Origin of the sequence: Actinacidiphila guanduensis, from assembly GCF_900103985.1 — a bacterium.
Classification (GTDB): Bacteria; Actinomycetota; Actinomycetes; order Streptomycetales; family Streptomycetaceae; genus Actinacidiphila; species Actinacidiphila guanduensis.
Window position 1 is genome coordinate 424,788 of record NZ_FNIE01000007.1, and the last position, 23,332, is coordinate 448,119.

The 23,332-nt window shown below is 73.9% G+C and carries 22 protein-coding genes; 11 read left to right on the forward strand and 11 right to left on the reverse strand.

All coding sequences use genetic code 11. The features are described from left to right. The first annotated feature begins 77 nt into the window (after positions 1–77). A complete protein-coding gene (locus BLR33_RS18030; RefSeq protein WP_245771493.1) occupies positions 78–461 on the forward strand; it encodes a Fur family transcriptional regulator in 384 nt (127 codons plus the stop codon). Positions 462–663: 202 nt separating this feature from the next. On the opposite strand, the gene ppdK is transcribed toward BLR33_RS18030, so the two are convergent. Further along, positions 664–3,426 (reverse strand): pyruvate, phosphate dikinase, encoded by a 2,763-nt coding sequence (gene ppdK, locus BLR33_RS18035; protein WP_093785505.1) that lies wholly within the window; start codon positions 3,424–3,426, stop codon positions 664–666. Between the two features lie 513 nt (positions 3,427–3,939). After that, positions 3,940–5,097, reverse strand: a complete 1,158-nt coding sequence (gene dusB, locus BLR33_RS18040; RefSeq protein ID WP_093785579.1) for a tRNA dihydrouridine synthase DusB — start codon at positions 5,095–5,097, stop codon at positions 3,940–3,942. Positions 5,098–5,196: 99 nt separating this feature from the next. Between dusB and BLR33_RS18045 the strand changes: the two genes are divergently transcribed. Together BLR33_RS18045 and BLR33_RS18050 are read left to right on the forward strand one after the other, a co-directional pair. After that, complete coding sequence (locus BLR33_RS18045) at positions 5,197–6,618, forward strand: MFS transporter (RefSeq protein WP_093785506.1); 1,422 nt, start codon at positions 5,197–5,199, stop codon at positions 6,616–6,618. Then, positions 6,615–7,064, forward strand: a complete 450-nt coding sequence (locus tag BLR33_RS18050; RefSeq protein WP_093785507.1) for a MarR family winged helix-turn-helix transcriptional regulator — start codon at positions 6,615–6,617, stop codon at positions 7,062–7,064. Before BLR33_RS18045 ends, BLR33_RS18050 begins: the two co-directional genes overlap by 4 nt. Positions 7,065–7,228: 164 nt before the next feature. On the opposite strand, the gene BLR33_RS18055 is transcribed toward BLR33_RS18050, so the two are convergent. After that, the gene (locus tag BLR33_RS18055; protein WP_093785508.1) at positions 7,229–7,882 is read right to left on the reverse strand and encodes an MBL fold metallo-hydrolase; all 654 of its coding nucleotides are present in this window, start codon (positions 7,880–7,882) and stop codon (positions 7,229–7,231) included. A gap of 77 nt (positions 7,883–7,959) precedes the next feature. On the opposite strand from BLR33_RS18055, the gene BLR33_RS18060 reads away from it, so the two are divergent. Beyond that, entirely contained in the window at positions 7,960–8,388 is a 429-nt protein-coding gene (locus BLR33_RS18060) for a MarR family winged helix-turn-helix transcriptional regulator (RefSeq protein ID WP_093785509.1), read from the forward strand. 172 nt (positions 8,389–8,560) lie between these two features. After that, on the forward strand, positions 8,561–9,055 hold the full coding sequence (locus tag BLR33_RS18065; RefSeq protein WP_093785510.1) for an OsmC family protein: 495 nt from the start codon (positions 8,561–8,563) through the stop codon (positions 9,053–9,055). Positions 9,056–9,092: 37 nt separating this feature from the next. Here BLR33_RS18065 and BLR33_RS18070 read toward each other — a convergent pair whose 3' ends face one another. Both BLR33_RS18070 and BLR33_RS18075 read right to left on the reverse strand, forming a co-directional pair. Next, the gene (locus BLR33_RS18070; RefSeq protein WP_093785511.1) at positions 9,093–10,013 is read right to left on the reverse strand and encodes a GlxA family transcriptional regulator; all 921 of its coding nucleotides are present in this window, start codon (positions 10,011–10,013) and stop codon (positions 9,093–9,095) included. Further along, positions 10,010–10,681, reverse strand: a complete 672-nt coding sequence (locus BLR33_RS18075; RefSeq protein WP_093785512.1) for an isochorismatase family protein — start codon at positions 10,679–10,681, stop codon at positions 10,010–10,012. Before BLR33_RS18075 ends, BLR33_RS18070 begins: the two co-directional genes overlap by 4 nt. A gap of 201 nt (positions 10,682–10,882) precedes the next feature. Between BLR33_RS18075 and nirB the strand changes: the two genes are divergently transcribed. Further along, on the forward strand, positions 10,883–13,471 hold the full coding sequence (gene nirB, locus BLR33_RS18080; protein WP_176930305.1) for a nitrite reductase large subunit NirB: 2,589 nt from the start codon (positions 10,883–10,885) through the stop codon (positions 13,469–13,471). Further along, positions 13,468–13,815: a nitrite reductase small subunit NirD gene (nirD, locus tag BLR33_RS18085; RefSeq protein WP_093785514.1), complete on the forward strand. Its 348-nt coding sequence runs from the start codon at positions 13,468–13,470 to the stop codon at positions 13,813–13,815. Before nirB ends, nirD begins: the two co-directional genes overlap by 4 nt. 38 nt (positions 13,816–13,853) lie before the next feature. On the opposite strand, the gene BLR33_RS18090 is transcribed toward nirD, so the two are convergent. Beyond that, positions 13,854–14,948, reverse strand: coding sequence for a DUF6807 family protein (locus BLR33_RS18090; protein WP_176930300.1), 1,095 nt, complete (start codon positions 14,946–14,948; stop codon positions 13,854–13,856). A 284-nt stretch (positions 14,949–15,232) separates the two neighbouring features. Next, positions 15,233–16,294 (reverse strand): LacI family DNA-binding transcriptional regulator, encoded by a 1,062-nt coding sequence (locus tag BLR33_RS18095; protein ID WP_093785516.1) that lies wholly within the window; start codon positions 16,292–16,294, stop codon positions 15,233–15,235. 222 nt (positions 16,295–16,516) lie between these two features. Between BLR33_RS18095 and BLR33_RS18100 the strand changes: the two genes are divergently transcribed. Together BLR33_RS18100 and BLR33_RS18105 are read left to right on the forward strand one after the other, a co-directional pair. Then, positions 16,517–16,720, forward strand: a complete 204-nt coding sequence (locus tag BLR33_RS18100) for a hypothetical protein (protein ID WP_093785517.1) — start codon at positions 16,517–16,519, stop codon at positions 16,718–16,720. A gap of 88 nt (positions 16,721–16,808) precedes the next feature. Beyond that, positions 16,809–17,600 carry a SanA/YdcF family protein gene (locus BLR33_RS18105; protein ID WP_093785518.1) on the forward strand — a complete coding sequence of 264 codons (792 nt, stop codon included), beginning with the start codon at positions 16,809–16,811 and terminating at the stop codon, positions 17,598–17,600. A 104-nt stretch (positions 17,601–17,704) separates the two neighbouring features. Here the strand turns inward: BLR33_RS18105 and BLR33_RS18110 are convergent, their stop codons facing one another. Continuing rightward, the gene (locus tag BLR33_RS18110; protein WP_093785519.1) at positions 17,705–18,694 is read right to left on the reverse strand and encodes a helix-turn-helix transcriptional regulator; all 990 of its coding nucleotides are present in this window, start codon (positions 18,692–18,694) and stop codon (positions 17,705–17,707) included. A 94-nt stretch (positions 18,695–18,788) separates the two neighbouring features. On the opposite strand from BLR33_RS18110, the gene BLR33_RS18115 reads away from it, so the two are divergent. Then, positions 18,789–19,187, forward strand: a complete 399-nt coding sequence (locus BLR33_RS18115; RefSeq protein WP_093785520.1) for a VOC family protein — start codon at positions 18,789–18,791, stop codon at positions 19,185–19,187. A gap of 163 nt (positions 19,188–19,350) precedes the next feature. On the opposite strand, the gene BLR33_RS18120 is transcribed toward BLR33_RS18115, so the two are convergent. Continuing rightward, on the reverse strand, positions 19,351–20,220 hold the full coding sequence (locus BLR33_RS18120; protein ID WP_093785521.1) for an LLM class F420-dependent oxidoreductase: 870 nt from the start codon (positions 20,218–20,220) through the stop codon (positions 19,351–19,353). Between the two features lie 231 nt (positions 20,221–20,451). Between BLR33_RS18120 and BLR33_RS18125 the strand changes: the two genes are divergently transcribed. Further along, positions 20,452–20,802, forward strand: coding sequence for a transposase (locus BLR33_RS18125; protein ID WP_176930301.1), 351 nt, complete (start codon positions 20,452–20,454; stop codon positions 20,800–20,802). A 10-nt stretch (positions 20,803–20,812) separates the two neighbouring features. Here BLR33_RS18125 and BLR33_RS18130 read toward each other — a convergent pair whose 3' ends face one another. Then, positions 20,813–21,670 (reverse strand): SDR family oxidoreductase, encoded by an 858-nt coding sequence (locus BLR33_RS18130; RefSeq protein WP_093785523.1) that lies wholly within the window; start codon positions 21,668–21,670, stop codon positions 20,813–20,815. Positions 21,671–21,805: 135 nt separating this feature from the next. After that, positions 21,806–23,299 (reverse strand): FAD-binding oxidoreductase, encoded by a 1,494-nt coding sequence (locus tag BLR33_RS18135; RefSeq protein ID WP_093785524.1) that lies wholly within the window; start codon positions 23,297–23,299, stop codon positions 21,806–21,808. Between the last annotated feature and the right edge of the window lie 33 nt (positions 23,300–23,332).

Below are 23,332 nucleotides of genomic sequence, written 5' to 3' on the forward strand. Positions count from 1 at the left end.
CAATGGGCGACCGGGCCTCGCGGGGCCCCGGAGCTTGGACCGAGAAGGAGGAACCGGTGAGCACACATCAGCAGACCGTGCGAGGCCGCTCCACCCGGCAGCGGGCCGCGGTGGCCGCGGCTCTCGACGAGGTCGACGAGTTCCGCAGCGCTCAGGACCTGCACGACATCCTCAAGCACCGCGGGGACTCGGTCGGCCTGACCACCGTCTACCGCACGCTGCAGTCCCTCGCCGACGCCGGCGAGATCGACGTCCTGCGCACCGGGGACGGCGAGTCGGTCTACCGCCGCTGCTCCGGCGGCGGCCACCACCACCACCTGGTCTGCCGCTCGTGCGGCAAGGCGGTGGAGGTCGAGGGCCCGGCCGTGGAGAAGTGGGCCGAGGCGGTGGCGGCGGAGAACGGCTTCGTGGACGTCGCGCACACCATGGAGATCGTGGGCACCTGCTCCGACTGCGCGTAGCCCTTCACCGGGCACGCGCCCGCCCGGCCTCGTCCGGCCGCTGAAGGACGGGCGCGCGCGGGTGTGGGAAGGGTCCCGGGGGCGGCGCTTGCACGGGGCGCCGCCCCCGGGGGTGGGGCCGGGGGGAACCGACGGGCGGTGAGGGTTGGGCCCCAGGGCGTGGGCCTCCGCCGGCGGGTCCGGGGCCGGCCCGGTCAGGGGGTCATCGGGCGGCCGCCCGCGCGGCTTCGAGGCGGGCGACCGGGATGCGGAAGGGCGAGCAGGAGACGTAGTCCAGGCCCGCCCGGTGGAAGAAGTGGACCGACTCGGGGTCGCCCCCGTGCTCCCCGCACACGCCCAGCTTGAGGTCGGGCCGCGTGGCCCGGCCGGCCTCCGCCGCGGAGCGCACCAGCGCGCCCACCCCGTCGGCGTCGATCGTCTCGAACGGGGAGACCCCGAAGATCCCCTTCTCCAGGTACGCGGTGAAGAAGGACGCCTCCACGTCGTCGCGCGAGAAGCCCCACACGGTCTGCGTCAGGTCGTTGGTGCCGAAGGAGAAGAACTCCGCCGCCTCCGCGATCTGACCCGCCGTCAGCGCCGCCCGCGGCAGCTCGATCATCGTGCCGATCGACAGGTCCAGGTCCGCGCCGGTCGCCTCACGCACCTCCGCCACGATCGCGTCGGCCTCGTCCCGGACGATCTCCAGCTCCTGCACGGTGCCCACCAGCGGCACCATGATCTCCGGCCGCGGGTCGCCGCCTGCCGCGATCCGCTGCGCCGCCGCCTCCGCGATCGCCCGCACCTGCATCGCGAACAGCCCCGGGACGACCAGCCCGAGCCGCACCCCGCGCAGCCCCAGCATCGGGTTCTGCTCGTGCAGCTTGTGCACGGCCTGCAGCAGCCGCAGGTCGTTCTCGTTGGCGTCCTTGCGGGCCTCGGCCAGTGCCACCCGCACCGACAGCTCGGTGATGTCGGGCAGGAACTCGTGCAGCGGCGGGTCCAGCAGCCGTACCGTCACCGGCAGCCCGTCCATCGCCTCGAACAGCTCCACGAAGTCCGCGCGCTGCAGCGGCAGCAGCGCTTTGAGCGCGTCCTCCCGCTCGCCGTCGGTGTCGGCCAGGATCAGCCGCTCGACCAGTTCGCGCCGCTCGCCGAGGAACATGTGCTCGGTGCGGCACAGCCCGATGCCCTGGGCGCCGAACCGCCGGGCCCGGGCCGCGTCCTCGGCGTTGTCCGCGTTGGCCCGCACCCGCAGCCGGCGCACCCGGTCGGCGTACGCCATGATCCGGTGCACCGCCCGTACCAGCTCGCCGGCCTCCTCGGCGCCGGCGTGCATCCGCCCCTCGAAGTACTCCACCACCGGCGAGGGCACGACCGGCACCTCCCCGAGGTACACCTTGCCGGTGGACCCGTCGATGGAGATCAGGTCGCCCTCCTCCAGCACCAGGCCCCCCGGTGCGGTCAGGCACCGCCGCTTGGTGTCGACCTCCAGCTCCTCGGCCCCGCACACGCACGTCTTGCCCATGCCGCGGGCGACCACGGCCGCGTGCGAGGTCTTGCCGCCGCGCGAGGTGAGGATGCCCTCGGCGGCGATCATGCCGCTGAGGTCGTCGGGGTTGGTCTCGCGCCGGATGAGGATGACCTTCTCGCCCGAGCGCGACCACTTCACGGCCGTGTACGAGTCGAAGACCGCCTTGCCGACGGCCGCGCCCGGTGAGGCCGCGATGCCCCAGCCGATCCGCCGCACCGAGCCGCGGGCGGTGGCCGCGTCGTCGAACCGCGGGAACATCAGCTGGGCCAGCTGCGCGCCGGTCACCCGCCGCAGCGCCTCGGCCTCGTCGATCAGGCCCTGGTCCACCAGCTGCGTCGCGATCTGGAAGGCCGCGGCCGCCGTGCGCTTGCCCACCCGTGTCTGCAGCATCCACAACTGGCCGCGCTCGATGGTGAACTCGATGTCGCACAGGTCCTTGTAGTGCGTCTCCAGCGTCTCCATGATCGCCAGCAGGCGGTCGTAGGAGGTCTTGTCGATCCGCTCCAGGTCGGCCAGCGGCACGGTGTTGCGGATGCCCGCCACGACGTCCTCGCCCTGTGCGTTCTGCAGGTAGTCGCCGTAGACGCCCTGGGCGCCGGTGGCCGGGTCGCGGGTGAAGGCGACGCCGGTGCCGGAGTCCGGGCCGAGGTTGCCGAAGACCATGGCGACGATGTTCACCGCGGTGCCGAGGTCGCCGGGGATGCGCTCCTGGCGCCGGTAGAGCCGGGCACGGTCGGTGTTCCAGGAGTCGAAGACGGCCCGCACCGCCAGGTCCATCTGCTCGCGCGGCTCCTGCGGGAACTCCCGCCCGGCCTCCTTGGCGACGATCGCCTTGAACTCCTCGACCAGGCCGCGCAGGTCGGCGGCGTCCAGACCGAGGTCGCTGTCGGCGCCCTTGGCCCGCTTGGCGGCCTCCAGCGCCTCCTCGAACAGGTCGCCGTCCACGCCGAGCACGGTCTTGCCGAACATCTGGACCAGCCGCCGGTAGGAGTCCCAGGCGAACCGGTCGTCGCCGCCGGCCTGGGCGGCGAGGCCGGCCACCGAGTCGTCGGACAGGCCGATGTTGAGGACGGTGTCCATCATCCCCGGCATCGAGAACTTCGCGCCGGAGCGGACCGAGACCAGCAGCGGGTCGTCGCTCTGGCCCAGCTTGCGGCCCATCCGCTGCTCCAGCTCGGCGAGGTGCGCACTCACCTCGTCGCGCAGCGCCGGCGGTTCGGCCCCCGAGTCCAGGTAGACGCGGCACGCCTCGGTCGTGATGGTGAAGCCCGGAGGGACGGGCAGGCCGAGGTTGGTCATCTCGGCGAGGTTCGCACCCTTCCCGCCGAGCAGGTCCTTCAGATCCTTGTTGCCCTCGGTGAAGTCGTAGACGTACTTGGGGTGTTTCTCGCGTGTCGACACGGGTGGTTCGACTCCTCGCGTCCTGGTTGCCCTGACGGCGGGGAGCGTACCCATCTCGAAGGTCCCGTAGCGCGTCCATCAGCACGACACACGGGTGTAACCGCCCGACTGCCGTCAGATCCAAGCCGCGTCCAAGCAGAATAGCTCGACCCCGAGTGTTCACCCCGCGTTCACGAGTCGAAGCCACGACCCCGCTCCGCGAGGGAGGGCCGTTTGGGTGTCTACGGAGCGTGATGGATTCCGCTGTCAGGTGGAGACAAGGCGGTGGCACGCAGTGCCGTCCATTCGAGTAGTGCAGCGCTCGTATGTGCGCTCATTTGAGCAAACACGTGATCAGTCGTGACGTGAATCACCCGCACGGCTCACGCGCTGTCTCATCCATTGGACGTAGGGCGCCTACGCATCCGGTACGCGCCCGTCATGCGGCGGGCACGTCGCTTCCCCCTGTGCCGGTCGGCCGATGTCCGACCGCCTCGACCGCCTCGACCGCCTCGACCGCCCCGGCCGCCCCGACCGCCGCCGGGCATGCCGTGCCCCGCCGCCGGGCCCGTACGGGCCCGGCCCCGCTCAGCCGCCCGACGTCTCCGACTCCGCATCCGCGGACAGCGCGGCGCACTCGTACGGGTCCTCCAGCCAGCCGTCCGGCAGGACGACCCGCCCGCCCGCGGCCGTCCGCCCCCGCGGCCCGTCGGCGTGGGCCGGCCACGGCTGCGCGGGGTCGATCAGCGCCAGCTGCTCGTCGAGTTCGGCGAGCGAGGACGCGGTGGCGAGCGCGCGCCGCAGTTCGGAGCCCACGGCGAAGCCCTTGGTGTACCAGGAGACGTGCTTGCGGAAGTCGATCACGCCGCGCGCCTCGTCGCCGAGCCAGCGCCCGAGCAGCTCGGCGTGGCGGCGCATCACCGCGGCCACCTCGCCGAAGGCGGGCGCGTAGGGCGCCTCGCCCGAGCCGAGCGCGGCCAGGTCGCGGAAGAGCCAGGGCCGCCCGAGGCAGCCGCGGCCGACCACGACCCCGTCGCACCCCGTCTCGCGCATCATCCGCTCGGCGTCGGCCGCGGACCAGATGTCGCCGTTGCCGAGCACCGGGATCTCCGGGACGTGCTCCTTCAGCCGCGCGATGGCCTCCCAGTCGGCGGTGCCGCCGTAGTGCTGGGCGGCGGTGCGGCCGTGCAGGGCGACGGCGCTGACGCCCTCCTCCACGGCGATCCGGCCGGCGTCCAGGTAGGTGAGGTGGTCGTCGTCGATGCCCTTGCGCATCTTGATGGTGACCGGCAGGTCGCCGGCCGCGGCCACCGCCTCGCGGAGCAGCGCCCGCAGCAGCGGCCGCTTGTAGGGCAGCGCGGAGCCGCCGCCCTTGCGGGTCACCTTCGGCACCGGGCAGCCGAAGTTGAGGTCGATGTGGTCGGCCAGGTCCTCGTCCACGATCATCCGCACCGCCTTGCCGACGGTCGCGGGGTCGACGCCGTACAGCTGGATCGAGCGCGGGGTCTCGCTCGCGTCGAAGTGGATGAGCTGCATCGTCTTCTCGTTGCGCTCCACCAGCGCCCGCGTGGTGATCATCTCGCTGACGAAGAGTCCCTTGCCGCCGGAGAACTCGCGGCACAGCGTGCGGAAGGGCGCGTTGGTGATGCCCGCCATGGGGGCGAGCACCACCGGCGGCCACACGGTGTGCGGGCCGATCCGGAGCGCTCCGGGCGCGGGCGGGGCCAGGGTGGCGTCAGCGGTCATGGGGCCCATTGTCGCCCACCGCCGGAAGACGCCGGGACATTTGGTTGTACAGTATTAACGATTACACGGACAGAAGAGACATCCCAGGAGCCCCGCCCTATGCCAGAGTTGTCCTACCGCCGACGCATGCTCGTCCTGGCCATCTGCTGTTCGAGCCTGCTGATCGTCAGCCTCGACAACACGATCCTCAACGTGGCGCTGCCGTCGATGCAGAAGGACTTCCACTCCGGCCTGGCGGGTCTGCAGTGGACGATCGACGCCTACCTGGTGGTGCTCGCCTCGCTGCTGCTCCTCGCCGGCTCCACCGCCGACCGGATCGGGCGGCGCCGGGTCTTCCAGACCGGGCTGGTGATCTTCACCGCGGGCTCGTTGCTGTGCAGCCTCGCGCCCGGCCTCGGCTGGCTGATCGCCTTCCGGATGGTGCAGGCCGTGGGCGGCTCGATGCTCAACCCGGTGGCGATGTCGATCATCACCAACACCTTCTCCGACCCGCGCGAGCGGGCCCGCGCGATCGGCGCGTGGGGCGGGGTGGTCGGCATCAGCATGGCGGCCGGGCCGATCGTCGGCGGGGCGCTGGTGCAGTCGGTGGGCTGGCGGTCGATCTTCTGGATCAACGTACCGGTGGGCCTGGCCGCGCTCGTGCTCACCGCCCGCTTCGTGCCCGAGTCGCGGGCACCGCGGGCCCGCCGGGTGGACCCGCTCGGCCAGGTCCTGGTGATCGTGCTGCTGGGCGCGCTGACGTACGGGATCATCGAGGGCTCGGGCGCGGGCTGGGGCTCGCCGCTGATCGTGGGCTGCTTCACGGTGGCGGTGGCCGCGGTGGTGGCGCTGGCGACCTACGAGCGGCGCCGCGTCGACCCGCTGATCGACGTGCGTTTCTTCCGCAGCGTCCCGTTCAGCGGCGCCACGCTCATCGCGGTGGCCGGGCTCGCCTCGCTCGGCGGCTTCCTCTTCCTCAACACGCTCTACCTGCAGAACGAACGGGGCCTGTCGGCGCTGGACGCCGGCCTCTACATGCTGCCGATGGCGGCGATGTGCCTGATCTTCGCGCCGATCTCGGGACGGCTGGTGGGCACGCGCGGGCCGCGGCTGCCGCTGGTGCTCGCCGGGGTGGGGCTGACCGCGAGCGGGGTGCTCTTCGCGGCCTTCGACGCGCAGTCCTCCAACACGCTGCTGTTCACCTCGTACGTCCTCTTCGGCATCGGTTTCGGCCTTGTCAACGCGCCGATCACCAACACCGCCGTCTCGGGGATGCCGCGCGAGCAGGCCGGCGTGGCCGCCGCGGTGGCCTCCACCAGCCGGCAGGTGGGCCAGTCGCTGGGTGTCGCGGTGCTCGGCGCGGCCCTCGCCGCGGGACTGCACCAGGGCGCTTGGTGGATCATTACCGGATGCGGGGTCGGCGTCCTCGGCCTCGGAGTGCTCACCACGGGACGGTGGGCCCGCGCAACGGCGGAACGGACGGCCTCGGCGCTGATGGCGCCCGAGCCGGAGCAGGACAAGGTGGCGGTGAGAGCGTCATGAGTACGACCTCGGGTACGCAGGCGGCCCCGGTGGCCGCGATGGACGGGCCGGCCGAGCGGGTCTGGAACAACCTGCGCGCGCTCGTCCTGGAGCAGAACGAGCGGCGCAAGGAGACGGCCGAGGCACTCGGGATGAGCTTCTTCCGGGTCAAGGCGCTGCGGAGGATCGCCGCGCACCCCTCGAAGATGTCCGAACTCGCCGCGGAGCTGGCCTGCGACCGGCCCTACCTCACGCTTGTCGTGGACGATCTGGAGAGCCGGGGGCTGGTGGAGCGGCACCAGCATCCCGCGGACCGCCGCTGCAAGATCGTCTCGGCCACCCCCGCCGGCCACGAAGTGGCCGCCCGGGCGAACGAGATCCTGGGCACCCCGCCGCCGGCCCTGCGGGAGTTGCCCGCGGAGGACCTGGCGGTCCTGGACCGCATCGTCTCCCAGCTCCTCGCGTAGCGCTTCCCGCGGCGCGGATTCCCGCTGTAGGGCTCCCCGCCGCTGCCGCCTGCGGCCCGCCCCGGGTTGGGCGTGCCCGTGACGGGCTTGCCCTTCGAGCGAAACGGCCGGCACCGAAGGAGCCCTGCGCGGGTGCGGGTGGGCATCGACAGACCACCGGGCGTTCAGCCCACAGCGACGGTGGCACCGGTGGTCAAGCGGGTGTAGGGGGCGCCGATGCCCGGGCCGTGCTCGCCGAGCAGTCCGCCGACCATGGCTGTGCCGGTGTCGTTCAGGGCGCCGTCGTGGATGGCGTAGGCGTGATGGGGGGCGATCTCCCGGACGTAGTCGACCAGGTGGCCGATGGTGGACCAGGGGGCATGCACCGGGAGCAGCAGGGCCTCCAGGCCCGGCAGGCCCGGCCGGTCCGGAACGGTCAGTGCGTCGCCGGGGTGGAACACGCGGCCGTCGACCAGGAAGCCGATGTTGGCGATGCGCGGGATGTCGGGGTGGATCACCGCGTGCCAGGCGCCGTACACCTGGATCTCGAAGCCCGCGGCAGTGAAGGCATCACCTTCCCCGACGCGGTGCACCCGGTTGCCGAGGCCCTCGAGCCGGGCGGCCACCGCGGTGTTCGTCCAGATCTCCAGGGCTGGGTCGGCTGCTGCGGCGGCGCGCAGCGCGGACTCGGAGAAGTGGTCGAAGTGCTCGTGCGTGACCAGGACGGCGGAGGCCCCGTTCAGGGCCGCCGGGTCGGTGAGGCCACCGGGGTCGATGACGAGACGGCGGTCGTCCTGGTCCAGTCGGACGCAGGCGTGTCCGTATTTGGTGAGCTGCATGAAGACCTCGCCGGTTCGCCGAAGGAACTATCTACAGCCTAACTGTACAGCACTGCTGTATAACGTAGACTCTCTCAATGGAAGAGAGCCGCCGGCTGGCCGAGGACCTGCGCGCAGCCGTAGGTCAGCTGGTACGAAGCACGAAGCAGAACCTGGGAACGATGCCCGACGCGGAAGCCGCCGTCCTGGGCCTTCTCGACCGCGACGGCCCGCGGACCATCGCCGAACTCGCTCAAACCCGCGGAGTGCGGCACCAATCGGCGGCCAGAACGGTCAAGGAGCTGGCCCTGACCGGCTTTGTCGCCACCCGGCCCCATCCCACCGACGGCCGCAAGCTCCTGGTCCATATCACCCCGGCCGGCCGGACGGCTCTGGAGCGGGAACGACAGGCGCGCGCCGACGTGCTGGCGGATGCGATCGACAGGACGCTGACCGCCCGGGAACGCGACGAACTACGGCGCGGTGTCGAACTGCTGGTACGCCTCGGCGCCCGGATCCGCGCCTGACCCCCGCACGTCACTGCGACCTCCGGCGGGCCGAACCCTCCCGCACGTGCCCAATCGCAGGGCAGGCCCGGGCAGGCCGCCGGTCAGGCGGCAATCCGTACCGGCCGCCCACCCCATACGCTGGGAGGACACGGCAGGGCGCGAGGCCCGGCCCCTCGGAGAGGAACACGGCATGGTGGCCGGCCCCCTGCACACGTACTCCACCGAGCTGACCTGGACCGGAAACCTCGGCACCGGTACGGACTCGTACAAGTCCTACAAGCGCACGCACGAGGTGTCCGTGCCCGGGCTGCCGACCATCGAGGGCTCCTCCGACCCGCACTTCCACGGCGACGCCGACCGCTGGAACCCCGAGCAACTGCTGCTCGCCGCGCTCTCCCAATGCCACCTGCTGAGCTACCTGCACGCGTGCGCGGTCGGCGGGGTGGTCGTCACCGCCTACACCGACCGGGCGAGCGGGGTCCTGGAGGTCACCCGCGACGGCGGCGGGCACTTCATCGAGGCGGTGCTGCGGCCCGCGGTGACCGTGGCCGAACCGGCGATGGCCGAGAAGGCGATCGCACTCCACGAGCAGGCCCACCGGCTGTGCTTCATCGCCGCCTCGGTGAACTTCCCCGTCCGGCACGAGCCGACAGTGGTCGCGCTCGGTCAGGAGAATCGCGTCTGAGAGCCGGCCCCCGCCGCCCCGCGGCGAGCCGCCGCGGTCAACCTTCCACCGGCACCGGGCGGTTGCGCAGCCGCCGCAGCATCCGCGCGTCCTGGAAACCGACCGCGCGCGCCGCGGACTCCACCGTGCTGCCCTGACCGATGAGGTGTTCGGCCCGCTCCACCCGCAGCTCCTGCTGGTAGCGCAGCGGGGTGAGGCCGGTGGCGGCGGTGAAGCGCCGGGTGAGGGTGCGTTCGCTCAGGCCCGCGGCGGCCGCGAGGTCGGCGAGGGCGAGCCGCTCGCCGAACCGGGTGTCGATGAGGTCCTGCACGCGGTGCACGCTGTCGCTGAGGTGTGCGCGGTGCCGCAGCATCGCGCTGGTCTGCTGCTCGTCGCCGTTGCGGCGGGCGTAGACGACCATCTCGCGGGCCACGCGGGCGGCGGCGCCGGGGCCGTGCCGCACGGCGACCAGGTGCAGGGCGAGGTCGATGCCGCTGGCGATACCGGCCGAGGTGATCACCCGCCCGTCGACCACGTAGAGGACGTCGCGGACGACGGTGGCGCGCGGGTAGCGGGCGGCGAGTTCGTCCTGCACGTCGTGGTGGGTGGTGCAGCGGCGGCCGTCGAGCAGCCCGGCCCGGCCGAGCGCGTCGGCGCCCGCGCACACGCTGGCGACGGTGCCGCCCGCGTCGTGGTGCGCCCGCAGGGCCCGCAGGGTGGCGGCGGCGATGGGCGCGCTGCCGTGCAGGACCGGCGCGCGCCAGCCGGGCACGAGGACCATGTCGTCGGGGCCCAGGCGCGGCCAGTGCGGGGAGGCGTGCAGCCGCAGGCCCTGGGCGGTGGGGACCTCGGGCTGCTCGGCGACGTAGTCCAGCGCGTAGCCGAGGCCGTGGTCGGCGGCGGTGGAGAAGACCTGCGCCGGTCCCGCGAGGTCGAGCAGGTGCACCCGCGGGACGAGCAGGAAGACCACCCGGGTCACGATCCGGTCAGCTCCTCGACGGTGGCGACGGTGGCGAAGCGCCCGGCCAGAGCGTACCGCGTGCGCTCCAGGACGGCGGCCGGCTGGAGCGTGCGGGGGTCGGCGAGCACCTGTGCGAAGGGGCGTTCGGCGGGGGCGCCGGGGTGCGGGATCGGCTCGGTGGCGGTGGCGTCGATGACGAAGGTGACGTCGTAGCCGAGGTCGGAGGCGAGCCGGGTGGTGGTCTCCACGCACTGCTCGGTGCGGACGCCGCAGGTCAGCAGCTTGCGCACGCCGCGCTCCGTGAGGAGCTGCTGGAGGTTGGTGGTGGTGAACGCGTTGTGCGCGGTCTTGGTGAGCACCGGCTCGCCCTCGGCCGCGGCCAGCGGCTCGATCAGCCGGACATGGCCCAGCGCGGGGTCGAAGACGGTGCCGGTGCCCGGCTCGGCGTGCAGCACCCACACCACGAGGTCGCCGCGGCCGCGCGCGTGGGCCACGAGCCGGGCGACCTTGGCGGCCACGTCGGGGTCGGAGGCGGCCTGCCAGCTCTCGCGCTGCCGGAAGGACTCCTGCACGTCGATGACGAGGAGAGCGGTGCCGGTGGCAGGGGTCTCAACCGGGGCCGCAGCGGGGGCGTCAAGAGGGGCCGCGGAAGGAACCTGGGCGGAAGCCGGGGAGGAAGAGGTCATGACCTGATCGTGACCCGTGGCCGCCCCGCGGGACCAGGCACGATCGGGTTCGGCGGCGGACCGATCCGGTCACGCGGCCCCGGGGCGGTGAGCGCGGCTCACACTGCCCGCCGCCCGGCGATGAGCGCACCGTTGCCCTCGGGAAACGGCGGGGATGTGCCGGGGTAACAGCGCGCGCACACGCTGTGGGGCATGGACGGCATGGACAACCCCACCCCCGGCGCGGCCCGGCCCGCCCCGCAGCCCGCCCCCGCGCCGACGATCGTGCTGGTCGGCCACGGGATGGTCGGGCAGCGCTTCCTGGAGGCGCTCGCCGACCGCGGGGTCGCCGGGCGCGCCCGGGTCGTGGTGCTCTGCGAGGAGCCCCGCCCGGCCTACGACCGCGTCCACCTGACCTCGTACTTCTCCGCGGGGGCGCGCCCGGACGACCTCGCCCTGGTGCCGGAGGGCTTCATGGCCCGGTACGGCATCGAGCTGCACCTGGGCGACCCGGCGGTCGCGGTGGACCGCGCCGCCCGTACGGTGACGGCCCGTTCGGGCCTGGTCGTCCGCTACGACACCCTGGTGCTGGCCACCGGCTCCTACCCCTTCGTGCCGCCCGTGCCGGGCCGAGACGCCGAGGGCTGCTTCGTGTACCGCACGATCGAGGACCTGCTGGCCATCGAGGCGTACGCGGCCGGCGCCCGCACCGGCACCGTGGTCGGCGGCGGGTTGCTCGGCCTGGAGGCGGCGGGCGCCCTGAAGGGCCTCGGCCTGCGGACGCACGTGGTGGAGTTCGCGCCGCGGCTGATGCCGGTGCAGGTGGACGAGGGCGGCGGCAAGGCGCTGCGGCGGACCGTCGAAGCGCTGGGCGTGCAGGTCCACACCGGCGTCGGCACCCAGGAGATCACCGCGGGGCCCGACGGCAAGGTCGCCGCCATGGCGCTGTCCGACGGCTCCGAACTCCCCACGGACCTCGTGGTGTTCTCCGCCGGGGTGCGGCCGCGCGACGAGCTGGCGCGCGCCTGCGGCCTGCCGGTCGGCGAGCGCGGCGGCATCGTCGTGGACGCCGCCTGCCGCACCGCCGACCCCGCCGTCTACGCCATCGGCGAGTGCGCGCTCGCCGCCGACGGGCGGGTCTACGGGCTGGTCGCGCCCGGCTACGAGATGGCCGAGGCGGCCGCCGCCGGCATCGCGGGCGCCGAGGCGTCCTTCACCGGCGCCGACCTGTCCACGAAGCTGAAGCTGCTCGGCGTGGACGTGGCGAGCTTCGGCGACGCGCACGGCGCCGCCGAGGGCTGCCTCGACGTGCTCTACTCCGACCCGCGGGCCGGGATCTACCGCAAGCTGGTCGTCGCGCCGGACGGCACACTGCTCGGCGGTGTGCTCGTCGGCGACGTGGAGTCCTACGGGGTGCTGCGGCCGCTGACCGGCACGGTGCCGCCCGTCGCCCCCGAGCACCTGGTGCTGCCGGCCGGCGCGGGCGCGCCGGTGGCGTTCGGCCCGGCCGCGCTGCCGGACGCCGCGGTGATCTGCAGCTGCCACAACGTCGCCAAGGGCGCGATCCGGGCCGCCGTCGCCGAGCAGGGCTGCACCACCGCCGCCGAGGTGGGCCGCTGCACCCGGGCCGGCACCGGCTGCGGCTCGTGCGCGAAGGTCCTCGGGCAGCTGGTGGACACCGAGTTGGCAGCCGCGGGCATCGCCGTCGACAAGGGCCTGTGCCGCTGCTTCGCGCAGACGCGGGCCGAATTGTACGAGACGGTGCTCGCGCTGCGGATCACCTCCTACCGCGAACTGCTCGACCGCCACGGCCGCCCCGAGGCGCGCGGCGGCGAGGGCTGCGAGGTGTGCAAACCCACGGTCGCCTCGATCCTCGCCTCGCTCGCCCCGACGATCGGCCTGAGCGGCCACGTCCTGGACGCCGGACAGGCCGCGCTGCAGGACACCAACGACCACTTCCTGGCCAACATGCAGAAGAACGGCTCCTATTCGGTGGTGCCGCGCATCCCCGGCGGCGAGATCACCCCGGAGAAGCTCATCGTCATCGGCGAGGTGGCCCGCGACTTCGGCCTCTACACGAAGATCACCGGCGGCCAGCGGATCGACCTGTTCGGCGCCCGCGTCGAGCAACTGCCGCGGATCTGGGCCCGGCTGGTGGCCGCCGGATTCGAGTCCGGCCACGCCTACGGCAAGGCGCTGCGGACCGTGAAGTCCTGTGTGGGCAGCGCCTGGTGCCGCTACGGGGTGCAGGACAGCGTGCGGATGGCGATCGACCTGGAACTGCGCTACCGCGGTCTGCGCTCGCCGCACAAGCTGAAGTCGGCCGTCTCCGGCTGCGCCCGGGAGTGCGCGGAGGCGCAGTCCAAGGACTTCGGGGTGATCGCCACCGCCGCCGGCTGGAACCTCTACGTCGGCGGCAACGGCGGCGCCACCCCGCGCCACGCCGACCTGCTCGCCAAGGACCTCTCCGACGCCGAACTGGTGCGGCTGATCGACCGGTTCCTGATGTTCTACATCCGCACCGCCGAGCGCCTGGAGCGCACCAGTGTCTGGCTGGAGCGCATCGGCCTGGACCACGTGCGGGACGTCGTGGTGCACGACTCGCTGGGCATCTGCGCCGAGTTGGAGCAGCTGATGGCCGACCACGTGGCCGGCTACCGCGACGAGTGGGCCGACACCCTGGACGACCCCGAGCGGCTGCGCCGGTTCGTCTCCTTCGTCAACGCGCCCGACACGCCCGACCCGACGGTCCGCTTCGTCCCCGAACGCGGCCAGATCAAGCCCCTGCTGCCCCTGACGGTGATCTCATGACCGCTCCCGCCGCCCCCGGCTCCGTGCAACTGCTGCTCCCCGGCGGCTGGTTCACCGCCTGCCCGGTCGGCGCCCTCGAACCGGGGCGCGGGGTCGCGGTGCTGCTCCCCGAGGACGCGCAGGCCGCGCTCTTCCTCGACAGTGCGGGCGCCGTGCACGCCATCGGCAACATCGACCCCTTCACCGGGGCCGCCGTGCTCTCCCACGGCCTGCTCGGCTCCGCCGCGGGCCGCCCCTACGTCGCCTCGCCGCTGCTCAAGCAGCGCTTCGACCTGGCGACGGGCAGGTGCCTGGACGACGAGGCCGCCTCGGTGCCGGCGTATCCGGCCCGGGTGGTGGGCTGAACTCGCAGGCACGTGCGGGCCGTTCGCCCGTGTCCGGCTCACCAGGGGTGGGCGGCGAGGTGATCGGCGATGCGCTCGCTGCTCCAGACGCCCTCGGCGACGACCAGCCGGAAGGAGGGGCGCAGGGCCTCGCCGGGCGCGAGGGGGGCCCGGCCGGACAGGGCGAGCACGGGGTTCACGGCGGGGTGGGTGCCCTGGCGGACCAGCCAGTCGGGCCACGCGGAGCCGGCGCCGGAGGGCTCAGGCCGGGCGGCGAAGACGAGGGTGGCACGGCCGGCCGGGGCGGCCCCCTTCGTACCGCCGGCACTCCCGGGACTGCCGCCTTCCCATGGCGTTCCCCGGGCCGGGCCCGGCCCGGCGGGTTCGGTGGGAGCCGCGCCGGAGCCGGCGTCCGGCCCTGAAGCCGCGGCGAAGTCCGCGGTGAAGGCGAGCCAGGGCGCCCGGGTGCCGTGGGCGTCCCAACCTGCACCGCCCGGACCGGCCCCGCCGGGAACGGTCACCGTGCCCTCGACATCGCGCGGGCCCTGCCAGAACAGACCGCAGTAACCCGCGAGTTGGCGCCCGAGGGGACCCGGGCCGCCGAACCGTACCGGCTCACCCAGCACGTTGCGCAGCACCGCTGTGAACTTCAGCGTCCAGCTGCCGCCTTCGGGGTCCAGGTCGCGCACCTCCCAGGTGCGCTCCTCGGCGATCCAGCGCCGCCCGTCCGCGGTGGTCCACTCGACGTCCTCGGTGATGGCGGTGCGGCCGCCCGCGGCCACGGCGGTGAAGCCGGTCCGCTCCAACCGCCCCGTGTCGCGCGGCAGTTGGGTGCCGCGGCCCCAGGAGACGGCGCCGGAGAGCTGCGCGGCCGCCGGTCCGGTGGCCCTGCCGAGCCGCCGGTCGTACGGGCGGGGTCCGGTGACCGCCACTCCGGACAGGGTCCGCAGCGGCTGTGCGAAGGGCCCCGGACAGGCGTGCGGGTGCAGCTCGGCCCGGTAGTGGTGCCGCAGCAGCTCGACACCCCCCGCGAGCACGCTCAACGTGTCGCCCCGCCCGTGCACGAGGGCGGCGATCAGGGGGACCGGGGGACGGGACGTCCGGTCCGCGGGCGGGATGCCGGAGTGGACCGCGGCGGTGGGGGGAAGCGGCATCACGGGCGCCTCGAATGTTTCGGCGAATATTCCGATACGTGCGGCGACCTTACGGCCGCCCTTTCCCGGGGTCAACACCTCGCGCGATCGCCGCAGTTCAGGCATGCGGGAGCGCTCCCATCCGGCTCGCTCCCCGCTCCGGCCCGGCGCGCTTTCCGGCTCCCGCCGACCCGAACGTCCGTCCATGCCGCCGCCCGAGCCCGCCCCGGCGGCGACGGCGTCGCGCCTCACGCATCCCGTACGCCCCGTCCGTCACGCGGTGGCCGGCCGCCGGATGTGCCGGATCAGGCCGCCTCGCGCGGGGGCGCGCTGCTCGCCCGCTCGATCAGGCGCGTGGCCAGGTCCACCCGCAGGGTGCTCGGCTCGTTGCCGCGGCTGAGGTCGATCACCAGGCGGGCGGCGGCCTCGGCCATCTCCGTGAGCGGCTGGCGCACGGTGGTCAGCGGCGGGCTGATCCAGCGGGCCAGCGGCAGGTCGTCGAAGCCGACGACGCTCACGTCGCCGGGGATCGCCAGCCCGAGTTCGCGCGCGGCCTCGTAGAGCCCCAGCGCCTGCAGGTCGTTGCCGGTGAAGACGGCGGTGGGGCGGTCGGGCAGCCGCAGCATCTCCAGCGCCTCGGTGTAGCCGGCCACGTGGTGGAAGTTGCCGTTGCGCACCAGCCGGGGGTCGAAGGCGATGCCCGCGGTCTCCAGCGCGGCCCGGTAGCCGTCGATCCGGGCGCGGCTGCACATCATGCCGCCGGGGCCGCCGATGACGCCGATCCGGCGGTGGCCCAGCTCGATCAGGTGCCGGGTGGCGGCCAGCCCGCCCTGCCAGTTGGTGGCGCCGATCGCGGGCACGTCGTCGCCGGGGTCGCCGGCCGGGTCCATGACCACGAACGGGATGTCGCGGCTGGTGAGCTGGGCGCGCTGGGCCGGGGCGAGCCCGGACAGGACGAGGATGACGCCCGTGGGCCGGCGGGCGAGCACGCCGTCCACCCAGGTCTGCCCGGGGCTGAGCCGGCCCGCGGACTCCGAGAGGACCACGTTCAGGCTCTCCTGGCGGGCGACGTTCTCCACCCCGCGGATCACCTCCATCGCCCAGGAGCTCTCCAGCTCGTGGAAGACCAGGTCGATGAGCGGGGCGGGCTGCACGCTGCCGCGCCGCCGCTGGTAGCCGTGCCGGCGCAGCAGCTCCTCCACCCGGCTGCGGGTGGCGGGGGCGACGTCGCCGCGGCCGTTGAGGACCTTCGAAACAGTCGGAGCCGACACGCCGGCGGCGCGGGCGATCTCGGCGAGGGTGGCCGTGCCGCCGGTCGGGGCTCCGGGCTGGTCATCCTGAGGATGGTGAACGCTGGTGGCACTCATGCCTGCGATCGTAGCCCCGGGACGGGGCTCGGTTCGATGCCTGGAGGGCGGCGGGTGGCTGTCCGCTCGATGGTCGCAACATTCGTTTACTGTGCCGAAATATTCGCGCGCGGGCCCCGGTGGCCTCTGGGCTCTGCCGTGAGCGGCGCGGGCGGCTTGTCCGGACCCTCCCGGATCGGCCGACAGGGTGCGCCTCGGCCGTCGCCGGGGCACCCTGGGGACATGGATGCTCCGGTGATCGTGCACGCACCCGGCCCCGGCGGCCGCCGGGTGACCATCCGCGGTGAGCACGCCGGCATCGCGACGGGCCCGGCCGACGTCGTCGAGTTCCTCCGCCGCGCGGGCCTCGAAGACCTCGACGTCGCCGACCTCCGGCGCCCCGACCTGATCGACTGGCGCGGCGCGGGCCCCGACACCTGGTCGTGACGCGGCGGCTTCCGGGCCGGGTGCCGGTGCAACCGGGCGGGGTGCTGGAGCGTCGGTCTTTGCCGTAGGGCGACGAGGTGGGGGTCACATGCGCGGGTGGCAGGGACGGGCGGGGCGCGGGCGGGCGGCTGCGGGCGGGGGTGAGGGCGCGGCGGACGGTTCCACGCGGCGGTTCCGGCTCGCCGTCCCCCGAGTGCGGCTGCCCAGGACGCGGGCGGGGTGGCGGCGGCTCGTGGTCGGGAGCGTCGCCGTGTGCGTGCTGGCCCTGGTGCCCGCGACCTGGTTGCGGCTGGCCGAGGGCGGTCGGGTGCGGTCGGAGGCGGACGTGCCGCACGAGCCTGTCGCGGTGGTCTTCGGGGCCGGGCTGTGGGACGGGAAGCCCTCGCCGTACCTGGCGCACCGGCTGGACGCCGCCGCGCGGCTGTACCGGGCGGGCACGGTGGACGCGCTGCTGGTGACGGGGGACAACAGCCGCGCCTCGTACGACGAGCCGGACGCCATGCGGACGTACCTGGTCGCCCACGGCGTGCCGCGGGCGAAGGTCGTGCCCGACTACGCCGGCTTCGACACCTGGGACTCCTGCGACCGGGCCCGCCGGGTCTTCGGGGTGACCCGCGCCGTCCTCGTCAGCCAGGACTTCCACATCCGGCGGGCGCTCGCGCTGTGCTCGGCCGCGGGGATCGACGCCTACGGCGTGGCCGTGGACGAGCCGCACGACGTGACCTGGCTGGCCGGCGGCGCACGCGAGCTGCTCGCCTCGGACAAGGCCGCCCTGGACGTCCTGCTCCGCCCCGACCCCCACTTCCTCGGCCCCCACGAGAACGGCCTCGCCAAGGCCCTGGCCGGCCCGGGCGGGAGTGCTCCGCGCGCCCAGGGCTGACCGGATCGGGGCGCCGGGCCGAAGAAGCCGGTCGCCGGCGGCCCCGCGCGAATCGGTCACCGGCTCTCGGCTCCGGCGGTGAGGGCGCGTACCCGCCCCGGCTGTCAGGTCCGGCGGGCGCAGGACGCGAGGCGGTCGGCGAACTCGGCGACCAGGACGCGCAGTTCGTCGGGGCGCTCGATGACGAACGGCCGGTCGAGTGCGGCGAGCACCGGGGGCAGCCAGTCGAGCCGTTCCGCCCGGACCTCGACGCGCAGCCAGCGCGCGGCGCCCGCCTCGGCGCCGGCCGCGAGCTCGTGCTCCTCCAGGCGTGCGACGCTTGCCGGAAGGCGGGCGCGGACCTGCTCGACGGTGCCGTGGACCCGCAAGGTCACCTCGTGCCGGTAATCGGCCGTGGCGAACCCCGACAGCACCCGCTCCGCCGGACCGGGACCCTCCGGCGCTTCGAACGAGCCGGGCAGGGTCCGGGCGTCCGCGATGCGGTCGAGCCGGAAGGTGCGGTCCTCGCCGCTTTGTACGTCCGTGCCCGTGACGTACCAGCGGCCCGCATGGCTGACGATGCCGTACGCGTGCAGGATGCGGTCGCTGCGCCGCCCCTCGCGGTCGGTGTAGCGGATCGCGACCGGCCGGCGGTGGCGCACCGCGTCGGCGAGGGCGAGCAGGACCCCGGCGTCCGGAGGGTCGGACTCCCGGGGCTGCTGGGTGAAGGCGAGGGATTCCAGGAGCGTGTCGAGCCGGTGGGCGACATGCCGGGGCAGCACCCGCCGGATCTTGGCCGACGCGGTCTCGGTCGCCGTGCCCTGCGCGGTCGTCAGCCCCGCCCGGCGGCCGGCGACCAGGCCGAGCAGCACGGCAAGGGCCTCGTCGTCGCTGAGCATGAGCGGCGGCAGGCGGTACCCGGGGGACAGGCGGTACCCGCCGTAGCGGCCGCGCACCGATTCCACGGGCACGTCCAGGTCGATCAGCTGCTCCACGTACCGGCGCACGGTGCGGCCTTCGACGCCGAGCCGGTCGGCGAGTTCGGCCACCGTGCGGGTGCCGCCCGACTGCAGCAACTCCAGGAGGGTCAGCACGCGGCCGGTGGGGCGAGGCATGCGCACCACATTACCGGCGATAGAGGACCGATTCTGTCCACTATTGCTCCTAGCCTGCGAGGTGTACGCATTCGCACGGCCAAGGAGATCCCCCATGGAGTTCGTCTCGACCCGCATCATCACCGGCGACGTGGCGCGCCTCGTCGCGTTCTACGAGCAGGCCACCGGGGTACGGGCGACGTGGGCCACCGAGGACTTCGCCGAACTCAGGACCCCGGGCGCCACCCTCGCGATCGGCAGCACCCGCACGGTTCCGCTGTTCGCCCCGGGCTCGGCCCGCCCGGCGGACAACCACAGCGTGATCATCGAGTTCCTCGTCGACGACGTGGACCGCGTCCATCAGAACCTGACCGGCTTCGTCACCGAGTTCGTCAACGGCCCCACCACGATGCCCTGGGGCAACCGCTCGCTGCTCTTCCGCGACCCCGACGGCAACCTCGTCAACTTCTTCACCCCGGTCACCCCGGAGGCCGCCGGGAAGTTCGCCCGCTGACCGCCCCGTGCGGCCGAGCGCGCCCACGGCGCCACGTGCCGCCCGGGCCGCGACCCGAAGCGGCGCCCTTCGCACGAGGGCACACCGTGCCGTTCGTGCAAAGGGCGCCCTGGGCGCGAGGGGTACGGGGGTTACGACGGGGATACGGGGACAGGGGGACCCGTCAGGCCAGCGGCAGCGCCGCCGCCAGCGTCCGCCACTCCTCCCGCGGCAGCGTGTCGTCCGGGCGGATGACCTGGATCGCCACGTGGTCGGCCCCGGCCTCGTGGAAGGCGGCGACCCGGGTACGGACGTCGACGGCGTCGCCGAGCACGAGGAGCCCGTCGAGCAGGCGGTTGCTGCCGCCGTCCGCGAGGTCGTCCTCCGTGAAGCCCAGCCGCAGCCAGTTGTTGGTGTAGTTGGGCAGCCCGAGGTAGACCGCGAGGAACTTGCGGGCGGTCTCGCGGGCGCGCATGCGGTCCGAGTCGAGGACGACGCCCAGTTCGGGGGTGAGCAGCTTGCCGGGCCCCAGTGCGTCGCGCGTCCGGGCGACGTGCTCGGGCGTCACCAGGTACGGATGCGAGCCCGCGCTGCGCTCGGCGGCCAGCGCCAGCATCTTCGGCCCGAGCGCGGCCAGCACCCGCCGCTCGCGCGGCACGGGCACGGGCGCGGCGTCCAACTCGTCGAGGAACGCGGCCATCTTCTGCAGCGGCCGCGCGTACCCGGGCGTCATCGGGCCGTGGCTGACCCCGAGGCCGAGGACGAAGCGCGCGGCGTCCTCGCCCAACTCGGCGACCTGCGCGGCGACATCGGCCGCCTCGTGCTCCCACACGCTGAGGATTCCGGTGGCCACCGTGATCCGCCGGGTGGCCGCGAGCAGCGGCACGGCCCGCGCCACGCCGGGGGAGCGGCCGAGCCAGATCGCCCCGTACCCCAGCTCGTCCAGCTCGGCGGCGGCGTCCTTCTGCTCGTCCTGGAACTGCGTGTCGGAGCGGCTGAGCAGCCCGCTCCACACGCCGACCCGGCCGATACCGTCAGGTGTCTGAAGTGTCATACCCCGCCAACGGACGCCGCCCGCGTACCTATTCCGTTTCCCCCGGCATCCACCCGATCGGCAGCACGTTCCACCCGAACGGCCCCCTCCGCGGCGACGGTGCGGGGCCGATCAGCACCCGGTCACCGCGGCTCGAAGTCCTCGCCTGCACAACTGATGTGACGCTGTGCCAGTTCGGCGGCGCGGAAGCGCAACAAGTGTCGCCCAGGGGGCGTTGGTAGTCTCCTGAGTGTGACGGTAGTTGAACGGCTGGTTCCTGACGTCTTCTGGGAGCTCTTCCTCCAGGTCGTGCCGGAGCGCCCGGTACGGGCACAGGGCGGAGGCCGGCGCCGCCACGGGGACCGGGAGGTCCTGGCCGCGATCGTCTACGTGGTGATGACCGAGTGCGTCTGGCGGGACCTGCCGCCGAGCTTCGGGGTTTCGGGGACGACGGCGCACCGCCGTTTCACCGAGTGGAGCCAGGCCGAGGTGTGGGGTCAGCTGCAGCACCTGACGCTGGAGGACCCGCACCGGCAGGGCGACGTGATGTGGTCGCGCTGCGCCATCGGCGCCCTGCGCACCCGTGCCGCCGTCGTCTCCTGAGCCGCTTGCATCATCTGAAGGCCTCCGCATTGCGCTCGGCCCAGTGCGCGAAGCCGTGCGCCGGGCGGCCCAGCACCTCCTCGACATGCGCGCTGACGGCCTGCTCGGCGAGCAGCGGCTCGCCCAGGATCGACAAGGTGCCCTCCACCACGGGCCCCGGCATGAACTGCGAGAAGCGCTCGCGCGCCTGCTCGCGGGTGAGTTCGGCCAGCCGCACCGGCTCGCCGAGCGCCGCCCCGATCGCGTCGGCCTGCTCGCGCGGGCTGACCGCGGCCGGCCCGGTCAGGACGTAGGTGCGGCCGGCGTGCGCCGGCGAGAGCAGCGCGGCGGCCGCCACCTCGGCGAGGTCCAGCGGGTCCACCACGGGGAGGGCCACGTCGGCGAACGGGGCCTCGACGGTCCGGCGTGCGCGGACCTCGCCGGCCCAGGCGAAGGCGTTGCTGGCGAAGCCGCTCGGGCGCAGCAGGGTCCACTCGGGCGCGGACTCGCGGACCGCGTCCTCGTAGGCGCGCAGGCCGGCGTGCGAGAGGACGTCCGGACGCGTGCCGCAGATCTGCGAGGAGAGCAGGACGACCCGCCGTACCCCGGCGGCCTTGGCCACCTCCATCAGCCGCGCCGGATCGCCCGCCCCGCCCAGCAGGTCGCCGGCCACCAGCAGGAAGAGGGCTTCTGCGCCGTCGAGCACGGCGGGCAGGCGGTCGGTGTCGGCGAGGTCGGCGGACCGGTGGTGGACCCCTTGCGGCAGAGCCTCGATCCACCCGGCGGCCGGCGGTCGGCGGGAGACCGCGCGCACCTGCGCGCCGGCCCCGGCGAGGGCCGCGACGAGCGGCTGTCCGACGTTACCGGTGGCGCCGGTGACCACGATCATGGCAGTTCCCCAGGGGTGGAATGCGGGCGGTTCCTGGACTTTCCGCCAACGTAGCACCGGGTACTCCCTGGTCACCTAGAGGAAAGCACCCGGTCCGCGCCCGGCGGCGCGTGCCGTCGCGGACCGCCCGTGCCGTCAGGCCGCCGTGATCCCCTGCCGGAAGGCGAACAGGCCGTGCGGGTCGTACGCGGCCTTGACGGCGGCCAGGCGCGGCAGGTTCTCCGCGTAGTAGGACTCCCGCCAGTCCGCCAGGTCCGGGTCCATCCAGTTCTGGTAGCTCTCCTTGCTGGAGAGCGGGTCGATCGTGGCGAAGCCGCCGTCGGCCCAGCGCCGCGCGGCCTCGGTGCCCTCCGCGGTGACCTCGGCCGGGTCGTTGACGAAGACCCGGTAGTTGACCGCGAAGAGCGCGTCGCGGTGCACGTAGGCGGTGTCGGTACGGGCCGGGTCGTTCGCCGCCCCGCCGAAGAAGTGCAGGTCGAGGTAGCGGGCCTGGCCGGCGCGCCGGCCGGCGTCGAAGGCGGTCATCACGTCCGCCCAGTCGGCCTCGCCGAAGGGCGCGGACGCGAACCGGGACCGCTCCAGGGCGAAGGCGGGCCTGGGCAGCCGCCCCGTCGGCGATTTGCCCGCGCGCCGGCACTCCTCGGCGGTCAGCGTGCCGCCCGCGAAGACCAGCATCATCAGCTGACGGTATGTCATGGCGCCGCCCTGGCGCGCGAGGGGCGCGCCGGTCAGGGCGAGCAGCCGCTCGGTCTGCGCGGCGAACTCCTCGGGGGTGCCGCGGGAGGCGAGCATGACGTTGACGGCGGGCACGGTGCCGGGCGCGGCGTCCTCGTGCACCACGTACGCGCCGCCGCCGATGCTGCGCGGGGCGTCCACCAGCCAGCCGGCGACGCCGTGGAGCACCCGTGGAGCCGCGTCGTAATCGAAGACGAGGTTGGCCATCAGCATCCCGTCGCCCTGCTGCGGGGTGACCGTGAAGCGGGTGACGACCCCGAAGTTGCCGCCGCCCCCGCCGCGGATCGCCCAGAACAGGTCGCTGTGGGCGGTGGGCGAGGCGGTGACGGTCCGCCCGTCGGCGAGCACCACCTCCGCCGAGGTGAGCGCGTCGCAGGCCATACCGGTGGGCCTGGTGAGGAAGCCGAAGCCGCCGCCCTGCAGGAAGCCGCCGGCGGCCACGGTCGCGCAGCCGCCCTCGCTGACCACGAGCCCGTGCGGGGCGAGAGCGGTGAGGATGTCGACGTTCATCGCGCCGGGTCCGAGGTCCACGGCGCCCTCGCCCACGGTCACGGAATCCAGCCCGGAGACGTCGACGAGGAGTCCGCCGCCGGTGGAGTAGCCCCCGTAGCTGTGGCCTCCGCTGCGTACGGCGGGCGCCAGCGCGTGGTCCTGGGCGAACCGCAGGGCGAGGGAGACGTCCTGGGCACTGGTGCAGTAGGCGACGGCCTGCGGGCGCACATGGTCGAAGTTGCCGAGTTCGAGCTGGGCGGCCAGGGCGTAGGAGGAGTCGCCGGGCCGGACGAGCCGGCCCTGGAGGTGGCGGGCCAGCCGGGCCCAGGGCACGCGGGTGCCGCCGGCGGGCACGGCGGGCGCCTCGGCCCGCGCGCCGAGCGGGGTGCGGGGACTGGTCAACGGGTACTCCCGGGGCTGTGGTCGGTACGGGCC